Origin of the sequence: Pararcticibacter amylolyticus (assembly GCF_003130405.1) — a bacterium.
Lineage (GTDB): Bacteria > Bacteroidota > Bacteroidia > Sphingobacteriales > Sphingobacteriaceae > Arcticibacter > Arcticibacter amylolyticus.
This window is the reverse complement of record NZ_QEAS01000005.1, coordinates 24,125-33,282: the sequence shown is the minus strand read 5'-3', so window position 1 is coordinate 33,282 and position 9,158 is coordinate 24,125. Positions and strand designations below refer to the sequence as shown.

Sequence of the window (9,158 nt, the reverse complement as noted above, 5' to 3'; positions counted from 1 at the left end):
AGAGGCAGATTCGCAGCCAGCTGCACCAGCAACCAGCACTGGAAATGCTTCAGCCTGCCCAGCGAAGACACACTGTAAAACAGGAAAGCATGGCGCTCCCCCGAGAGCGATTTAAGAATATACAAACAGCTCTTCACCGAATAGATCACATACAGGACGCTGATCAGGATCGTCATAATTGGGCTGGTGATAAACGTCATCACAAAAATGAACTGGTAAAACCGAAGTTCATCATGCGTAATCAGGTTCACATCCCCAACCGTATTAATAAAGAACATATAACTCAGGAGTATCCCGAACAGCGACACCAGGAATCCCGAATTCGACCGGATGAAATCCCATGCAAACAACCTGACAAGAACACTACCCGTTGGCGACCGAAACATGCTTCAGGTTTAATGATTTATTCTCTACCAAAATTTCAGAAGCATCACGCAGAAAAGACGTGCCGGGCGACTGATGAGACGACACCATAAAAGAAACCTTGTGATCCCTGTGAGCTTTCACCATCCACGAATACAAAACATCCAAAGAATCAGCATCCAGCGTGATCAGAGGCTCATCCAGCAGGATCAGCCGGGGCTTCCCCGTAAAAGCCAGGATCAGCGACAGCTTTTTTACCATACCGCTCGAGAAACTGCCGATTGGCTGATGAAGATAAGGAGCCATTCCGATGCTTTCAGCATACCAGTCTGCCCGTTCAAAAGGCACACCCTTCACCTCTGTAAATAACCTGATCATCTCCGCCGCTGTCAGGAACTCAGGAAACAAAGGCTCCGCCGCAGCAAAGTTTACCACCTTTCTGTACGATACCGGATTCTTCTTCACATTAACTTTGCCCCCCAGCAAAACATCCCCTTCGAATGACAGGATGCCTGCAAGAGCCTTCAGAAAAGTACTTTTACCAGATCCGTTTGTCCCTTTAACCCAGAAAATCCCCGAAGGAATTTCAAGATCCCCCACATCGAGCACCAGCATAGGTCCATATTTTTTCCTGAATCTCTGAAGTGTCAGCATAACGAAGGATAGTTTTTGATTTAGAGAAATGGCAGGCACAGATGTTACAAGCGCAAGACAACCCATAAATTACCCGCAAGACAGCCAACAACCACCCCTATACAAATTATTACGCACATAAAAAACGGAAAAAGGACAACTTTTTTACTTTTTACCTTTCTTATATTGCATTTTTTTAAGTTTAAGCAGCGCCTATAAAAGAAGAGAGCAAAAATTCAATTCTCTCAAGGCCATTTCTGCCAGCCTGTCACCAGACTTCGCACCTAAGGCCTTCCGGCAGGCCGCTGCCGCAACTTATCAGAATAAACAATAGAAGATGGACATAAATTTACTCGTAAAAACCCTTTCTCTTTACGGCGACCCGGAGCCCGAGGCCATCCATTACCTTACCCGTACGATGAAAGAACAGGTACTGAAACCCAACAAGAAACTGCTCGAACAGGGAGCCATCAACCGCCGCCTCTACTTCCTCACCAAAGGCCTTGTAAGCGAATACCGCAACACGTCCGAAGGCGAACGCACTACCGGCTTTGCAGGCCGGGGCGATTTCTTCACCCACTCCGAAAGTTTTACCACGCAGCAGGCTTCCCCCGTCAGCATCTGTTCAGAGACCGACAGCATCGTTCTTTCGCTCGACCACTCCGAATACCGGGACCTCATCACCGGGTACCCTGCCGTCAAAAAGATCTTCCAGGCCCTCTACCACCACTATAACGAACGAAGAAACCGCATCAACATTTCCCTGCTCGACGATCCCGTAGAGGCACGCATCCAAACCCTGAAAGAAGAATACCCCGATATCCTGCAGTTTGCCCGCACCAAGCACCTCATTTCCTTCCTCAGGACCAACTACAAAAGATTCCATAAAGCAATGACCATGATTTAACAACGATGAACAAGGCATTACAGCACTTATCCCGTCTTATTGAAAACCCCGCACCTCCGGGCAAGCCCCGCACAACCGCTTTACCCGCCCAAGAGATGCTTCAGCAGGCCGCAAAAGAAATTCACTACATCAAAGAAACCCTTCATTCAGCCTACCGCAGCCAGTCCAACGCCGGTGTGCTCCGCCGCTATTTCAAAGACCTTCTCACCAGCCTCACTACCCTTACCGACCAGCTCACCATCACCCTCCGCAGGGAAGGCAACATCAACTTTGACCATGCCGGCAAATTCCTTCCCGGCACTGACGGCAGCAGCCAGCTCCTTCAAAGCCTGAGCGGCACCATCACCTATATCCGGAACAGGTTCGGCGATGTCACCGACCACACCCTTCCCGTTCCGCTCCTCTTCCAGTCAGAAACACAAAATACCGTCAGGCTGCACTATTCCAGGATCAGGAAAGGACTCGATCACAAGAAAGCCGATAAAGCCATTTGCGCGATCATCCTCCACGCTCTCGATGCCGTCATCCATCCCCGCAAATCCCTCAGGCTCGCCTGGAACGAGTACGATTTCCTGCAAACCTTCACCGCCAGCCTCAGCGACTTTGCTGCCGACAAACGCCGCAAAGACTACCAACGCCGCCTTATGCTCATCCTCTTCAAAACCAACTTCAACCATCCCGGCCTCTACAGGCATCTCAGGGATACTTTCGAAAAAGAGCTGGAAGCCAAAACCCGGAAAAACCGGATCCGGATGCTGCGCGACGCCCTGCTCAACACCGAACAGGTCGACGTGCTCCCCGGCCCCGCCTTCCGCCGTGAACACCGCAGCCTGAAAGACTTCTGTACCGAATGGCTCAGGCAACGATCAGAAAGCGAAGAACGCGACCTGAAAGACGAAGAGCTGGCCAAAGAATACCTGCTTCAGCATGGCTTCAGGATGTCGGTGCCGGTGTCGCACATGGCAGTACTCCTGCAATGGCTCCACCAGAAAGAAAAGTTACCCTACAAAACGTTCAGGGAAGCGGCAGAAGCTTTTTCCCGCACCCACACAGACCAGCACGGCAACCCCTTCAACCACCGTACCCTTGCCAAAAAGCCCGGCAACAACGCCATCCTCCATTTCTATCTCGAACTCAAAAAGCTCACGGAAGCGTTCAAAGAAACCCACAAAATTTAAAGCAAACAGCAAAAACAGGGTAAACGCCCCCGGCGACAACCATCCAAAAACGCATACCGCAAAAAACCGCCTTTCAACACTCCTGTATCGCCATTTTCAAACCAACCACCCTTTTCATGCCCCTTTCCTCTCTTCCACTATTCAGCAAGCAGTTCCCATTCCCTTCCCAAAACCATAAAAAACAGCCCCATCCTTCCCCACCACAAGCACAAAACAGCCCGATTTACCCAGCCGCTTTACCACTTTTCGCCCAATCAGTCCCGCAACCACCTTTTTTCAGCCCAATCACTTCCACTTCCCAGGCTCCCCAAAGGCCGTTTTCAATCTCAACACCAACCCACACATCCCCGCAGTCATGACCTACAAGGCCTTTCAGCCCCTCCCCCATATCCGGAACTTTATGTCAGCATCACAAAATAATATGGAAACCGTCATACCCCCCCAACAGACCATCAAAGCAACACCGCATAAAGCCTCCTCCGTTGACGTGATCAGCGCATTGCTTATTCTCCTCTGGATATACGCTGCACTCTCCAAGCTGACGGATTACGATGAGGCCCGGCGGCAGATGCTCAACCAGGTATTTCCGGTGCACGTTGCAGAGATCCTTACCTGGCTCGTCCCGGCAACCGAACTCGTCCTGGCCGCCTGCCTGACGTGGAAGCCGCTACAACTGCCGGGCCTCATCGCCTCGCTGGTCCTGCTCATTACTTTCAGCCTCTACATTGCCATCACCATGAGCAATGCCTTCGGGCGGACCCCCTGCTCCTGCGGCGGCATCATCAAACACCTCGGTTACTGGCAGCACCTGGCTTTCAACCTCTTCTTTGCGGCATTATCGGCAATCGCTATAGTATTCACCATTAAAAGCGGGGGTCAGAAAGGGACTTCCGGCAGAAAGGAGGAGCCGTGACAGCGCTGCAAACATGATATAAGCAACTGCGGAAGGCCGGCCTCCTTCTGCAATCAGCCAGAGAGAACCCCGGAAGCGCTAAGGCCAAAGGCAGCCTTCCGGCAGGTCAAGTGACCGAACCTGAGGAATCCGGCCGCATGTTCACCTGGTTAATTTAAAAGATGATGAAAAATCTGTTTAAAAAAATCAACTGGTTCGGAGTTATCGCCCTGATAGCCACCTCCACCGTCGTTTTTGCCGGCAGCAATGCCAGCAAAAGGCAAGGCGACCGCTGGGGACAGGATGCGCAGGGTAACTGGCATAACGTCACCAATGCAGATCCCAGCGCTTACCAATGTAACGGCAACGGGATTTGTACCGCTGAATATACTTCTGACCCCAGTGCTCCTGGGGCCGATCCTGATGCGCTCCGCATACCTGAAACCGTCACAAACGGAACATTCAGCTTAGTCGATTAATCCATTATTGCCTTCCCGGTAATGCGAATAAGAAAGGGGGCCTGCAATCAACAACAGGCCCCCCTTTTATTTCCCCGACACTATCCGGCATTGTTTTCTCAGAACCCGCCTGCTTTTATCTCATCATCGGGAAAAGGGAAAGTATATCTGGCTGAATTTGGAGGCAGGGTATAGGTAGTACCATCCACTACCCGCCGCAGGGTGACAGCAAAGCGGGGATCTTTATTAAGCCGCCGGAGATCATACCAGCGCAATCCCCGTTCTATCAGTTCTTTTCTTCTTTCGAGCATGACCCTTTCCAGGGCGCTTCCGGCATCCGCGGTGTGTACCGGTGCAAAGTTCTCACTTTTAAACCGCATGGAAAGTAACGTGTTCAAATCCTTTTCTGCCAGCTCTTTTTCTCCGCGCCGCGCATAGCATTCGGCCCTGATCAGATACAGTTCATCGGTGGCGAAGCCCCCAAAAAGGGTACCTGCGATAGTATTCGCCCCGTTATACGATCCTTTGAAGGTATAAATACCACTGCCCCGGTCCCTGAAGAAAAGTTTTTTCCTAAGGTCCCCCGCCTGGTACAAATCATACAGAAGGGGCTCCACTGTAGCTAATGACGACACTGTAAACGAATTTCCTCTTAACACCAGATAATATATTACTTCCGGATTGTCTCCCGAAAAAACCGCAGGGAATGGCCGGGTTGAATTGGTGTCCAGATTATTATAATCCAAAAGGCTGTTCTGCACTTTCAGACAGGAATCTGCGTACCGTTCTGCTTTATCATATTCTTCCATCGCCAGGTACATCCGGGCAAAGAAAGCCCGGGCGGCCTGCTTTGAGGGCCTGTTTGCCGGCCGTGCCCTGTCCGGAAGAAGCGGCATGGCCGCCAGCAGGTCGTGTTCAATTTGCTGATAGGTTTCCTGAAGGGTACCGCCGGAAGAAGGACTATTGATGTCAGAACTGAGCCTGACGGGGATTCCGGGTGTAGCAGCCAATGTACTTTTATCATAAGGCGCAGCGAAAGTCTGGGCAATATTGAAAAAAGCAAGCGCCCTGTAAAACAAGGCAGAGCCTTTTAGTTCGTTGTACCGCTGGTCACCAACGGCTCCACGGTCAAGCTTACCGAGCCCCTCCAGCACGATATTGGCGTTAAATACCTGCTGGTAAGGCATTGACCAGTCGGTCACCCCCTGCCCCTCGTAGATCTGCTCCGCCCAGATATAACTGTTTGTTACATAAGGAACAGAGAAAGCTTTCCAGCCAGCATCTGAAATACTGTAATCGCCATCGCTGATGATGCTTAGCCCCGGCATGGTATTCATGGTAAAAGCATCGTCCATCAAAGCCTGAAAGTCGTCCGGCGTAGCCGGCACCAGCAGGGCCTTATCGGGTTTTGCTTCAAGAAATTTGTCCTGGCAGGAGATGAGGGCCACGGCCAGAACGCTTAGCAACAGGAGGATCGTTTTTTTCATTGTTCTTAACATTAAAAGTCAACTTTAAGCCCGGCAGCGAAAGTGGTTACCGGTAACATCGTCTGATAATCAGGATCCAGGCCGGCCTTATTTTTCCGCCACAGGATCCCCAGGTTATTGATATAGCCGTAAAGCTGTACGGTATTGAAGGGAAGCTTCGGCAGTGCCGCCTTCTTCAGCGCATAATTAATGCTGATGTCCTGCAGCCGGATATGGTCGCCTTTTTCTACCAGGGCGGCCGAGTACAGGTAAAAGTTATCCCGGTTGGTAATCCCGCTGGTGCCGTAAGCCGGCATGGAAGGCACGCTGGTGAAGGCTTCATCGCCGGCCTGCTGCCAGCGTTCTGCATAATCCCCGTGCCCGCCCAGAGCGGCCAGCACATTGGCATAGCGGACCGACTCCCGCCGGAAGAAATAGTGGAACCGGTAACTGATACTGGCCGATACCGACAGGTTCCGCCAGCTCAGGGTATTGCGCAGGGATCCGTACACCTGCGGCCTTGAAGGGCCGTTATAGGCGAGGGTCGCGGGGGTAGCTGTACCGATGATCTGGCTGTAATTTTTACTCACCTCGCCGTTAAGATACCCCTGCGGATCGCCGGTTGCCGGGTCGAGACCTGCCCAGGCATAGCTGTAAATAGCGTAAAGCGGCTTTCCCTCCAGGGGTGCTGTGCCCGAATACCCCGACTGAAGGTACTGGGTGGTGAGTGAAGTGGCCCCGTAGGAGGTGACCTTGTCCCTGGCCGTGCTGAAAAGGAAATCGCTTGACCAGGCCAGCCTGCCTGTCGTGTTCTGCGTATGCAGGGAGACTTCCAGGCCGCTGCCTTTGATATCGGCAAAGTTGCCGGTATAGGCGCTGATGCCGGTGGAGGGAGCTACGGCGATCCTGCCGATCAGGTCGGTCCCCTTCTTACGATAGTACTCCAACGTTCCCTGCACCCTGTTTTTGGCGGAGGCGAAGTCGGCGCCGAAATTCATCACCTGCACCCGTTCCCAGCGGAGCTCGGGATTGGGCGGGTTGACTACCGTGGCATAAGGCAGTTTACTGTCTGTGGAAGTACCGGCGTCATACCGGGCCGTCACATATGCCGAAATGGAACGGTTCACGTTCCCGTTGTACCCGTAGGTGGCCCTCAGCTTCAGGTAAGGCAGGAAACTGACCTGATAGAACGCTTCATTGCTGAGATTCCAGCCCAGGCCTGCCGACCAGAGCGGTACGCCCTTCTGGTTGGTTTTCACCCCGAAGAGGTTGGAGCGGTCGAGCCTCACGCTCCCGTTCAGCAGGTACCGCTTCTTCAGGGCGTAAGCGGCGTTGGCGTAATAGGATATAAAGCGGTCGGTGAGGTCGGTTTCATTATCGGCATTGCGGATGTAACTGGTTGAACCCGTTGTTGAATAATACAGCCGGTAGGGGCTGAGATAATCGACCACGGCGGCTTTGGCGTGTTCCTGGTCGTAGCCGTAGCGCAGGGTGTAACTGGCGAGCGTGCCGAGGTCTTTGATCTCGTACCCGGCGATGCCGCTCAGCTCGGAGCCGTTCAGGGTATAATTGTAATTGAGCTGAAGGCGCAGGTTCTGCCCGTTCTGCCTGCTGATGTTATCTGCGGTGATAGCCCCCCGGGGCACCGGGCGGGTGAGCGTGCCGCCGGAGGCTACCTGCGTGAACTTATTGATCATATCGCGGGTGTAATAACTTTCCTGGCTGTGCAGGTTGCGCTGTTCGGACAGTTCGTGCCGGTACTGGTACAGCAGATCGGCGCTGAGGCCCTTCAGGATGGTGTACCGCAGGCCGAGGTTAATCCGGTAATCGCCCGCTTTGGTATGATCATCGGAAAGGGCCAGTTCGTCCAGCGGGCGGTACTCCCAGCTCAGCAGCCCTTTCTCCTCTGCCGATCCCACGAAATCCTGCCTGAAGTCGCGGGTCACGGCCAGCGGGTTACCGTTCTCGTCTGCCAGGCGGGCGTAGGGGTACGTGATGCTGGTGGTATAGGGCTTGCTTTGCACATCGTTAAGGGCAGTGCTTTGGCCCTCCTTTGTTTGCGTAAAGAAAACCGAGGGGCTCAACTGCAGCCTGCCGCTGAGCAGCCGGTAGGTGTTGCTGGCCGTAAAGCTGAGGCGGCTGAACTGGTTGCCCCGGGTATTGGCCAGGTTGCGGTCGTACCCTCCCGAGATATAGTAGCGCTGCCCTTCTCCTCCCCCGCTCACGGCAAGCTGGTATTGCTGGTTAAAGCTGTTGCGGTAAAAATACGTTCGCAGGTCGTTGCGCAGGTCATACTCCTTCATGGCCTCAATCTGCCGGTCCGCCTCATCCGCAGCGATCTTTCCGTCTCTTGCCGCCGTCAGCAGCTCCACTACGGGGCTTAGCGGAGCGTGGCTGGTGGAGGCTTCGGCGGTTTTATAATATTGTTTGCTGAACAGGTATTTCTCCATGTCGATAAAATCGGAAGACGACATGCGCGGCTGGTAGTACAGGTCGGGACGGCCTCCGCCGGTGAAACTGGAGTTAAAGGAAACCTGGGGCTTCTGGTTAAACCGTCCCTTTTGGGTACTGATCACGATCACGCCGTTCCCTGCTTTGGCTCCCCATACGGAAGCGGCGGCGGCGTCTTTTAGTACGGTGATGCTTTCTACGTCGTTCGGGTTGATGTCATCTATGCTGCCGTCGAAGGGAAAGTGATCGACTACGATGAGCGGATCGGGACGGCCGGAAATGGTGCTCTGCCCGCGGATGCTGATCTGCGTCTGGTCATTGGGGTTGGAGGCGGCTATGCGGTTAATGGTCAGGCCAGGCACCAGGTCTTCCAGGCGGCTGATGATATCGGGGCTTACTCTCCGGTTGAGTAAGTTGTGATCGACCTTGACGAATGATCCGGCGGCCCGTTCGGCGGGGAGTTCCTGGTAACCGGTGGATACGGTGACTTCACTGAGTTCGTTGGTGGCCTCCTCCAGCAGAATGAGCCCTTCGGTTTTCGGGGGAAGGGTCACTTCTGAACTATAGGGCTTAAAGCCGATAAAGCGAACGTGCAGGACGTATTTCCCGGCCCCGGCTTCCAGGCTGAAGCGGCCGTCGCGGCTGGTAACGGTAGCGATTTTTGTTCCTGCAAGGGTAACGGTGGCGCCGGTTACGGGCTGGCGGGTAGTGGCGGCAAGCACCCTCCCTTCCAGCCTGACCTGGGCGGTTGCTGGTAAAATAGTAAAGCAGAATAGTATGATGGATAAAAGGATATATTTCATCGTTTTG

At 53.4% G+C, this 9,158-nt stretch carries 9 protein-coding genes; 4 read left to right on the top strand and 5 right to left on the bottom strand.

What is annotated here, in order from left to right; translation table 11 throughout:
- The coding region (locus tag DDR33_RS25760; RefSeq protein WP_158280671.1) for a hypothetical protein at positions 1–386 on the bottom strand (386 nt) is incomplete at its 3' end.
- The gene (locus DDR33_RS07360) at positions 364–1,017 is read right to left on the bottom strand and encodes an ABC transporter ATP-binding protein (protein WP_109415140.1); all 654 of its coding nucleotides are present in this window, start codon (positions 1,015–1,017) and stop codon (positions 364–366) included. The genes DDR33_RS07360 and DDR33_RS25760, both read right to left, overlap by 23 nt.
- Before the next feature lie 316 nt (positions 1,018–1,333).
- Between DDR33_RS07360 and DDR33_RS07355 the strand changes: the two genes are divergently transcribed.
- Positions 1,334–1,903, top strand: a complete 570-nt coding sequence (locus tag DDR33_RS07355; protein ID WP_109415139.1) for a Crp/Fnr family transcriptional regulator — start codon at positions 1,334–1,336, stop codon at positions 1,901–1,903.
- 5 nt (positions 1,904–1,908) lie between these two features.
- Entirely contained in the window at positions 1,909–3,081 is a 1,173-nt protein-coding gene (locus DDR33_RS07350) for a hypothetical protein (RefSeq protein WP_109415138.1), read from the top strand.
- Between the two features lie 223 nt (positions 3,082–3,304).
- On the opposite strand, the gene DDR33_RS25755 is transcribed toward DDR33_RS07350, so the two are convergent.
- Positions 3,305–3,469 carry a hypothetical protein gene (locus DDR33_RS25755; RefSeq protein WP_158280670.1) on the bottom strand — a complete coding sequence of 55 codons (165 nt, stop codon included), beginning with the start codon at positions 3,467–3,469 and terminating at the stop codon, positions 3,305–3,307.
- A 33-nt stretch (positions 3,470–3,502) separates the two neighbouring features.
- On the opposite strand from DDR33_RS25755, the gene DDR33_RS07345 reads away from it, so the two are divergent.
- On the top strand, positions 3,503–3,994 hold the full coding sequence (locus tag DDR33_RS07345) for a MauE/DoxX family redox-associated membrane protein (protein ID WP_158280669.1): 492 nt from the start codon (positions 3,503–3,505) through the stop codon (positions 3,992–3,994).
- Positions 3,995–4,155: 161 nt separating this feature from the next.
- Positions 4,156–4,452, top strand: a complete 297-nt coding sequence (locus tag DDR33_RS07340) for a hypothetical protein (protein ID WP_109415136.1) — start codon at positions 4,156–4,158, stop codon at positions 4,450–4,452.
- Positions 4,453–4,550: 98 nt separating this feature from the next.
- On the opposite strand, the gene DDR33_RS07335 is transcribed toward DDR33_RS07340, so the two are convergent.
- Together DDR33_RS07335 and DDR33_RS07330 are read right to left on the bottom strand one after the other, a co-directional pair.
- Positions 4,551–5,918: a RagB/SusD family nutrient uptake outer membrane protein gene (locus DDR33_RS07335; RefSeq protein WP_158280668.1), complete on the bottom strand. Its 1,368-nt coding sequence runs from the start codon at positions 5,916–5,918 to the stop codon at positions 4,551–4,553.
- Between the two features lie 11 nt (positions 5,919–5,929).
- Positions 5,930–9,151, bottom strand: coding sequence for a SusC/RagA family TonB-linked outer membrane protein (locus DDR33_RS07330; RefSeq protein WP_109415134.1), 3,222 nt, complete (start codon positions 9,149–9,151; stop codon positions 5,930–5,932).
- Positions 9,152–9,158: the final 7 nt, after the last annotated feature.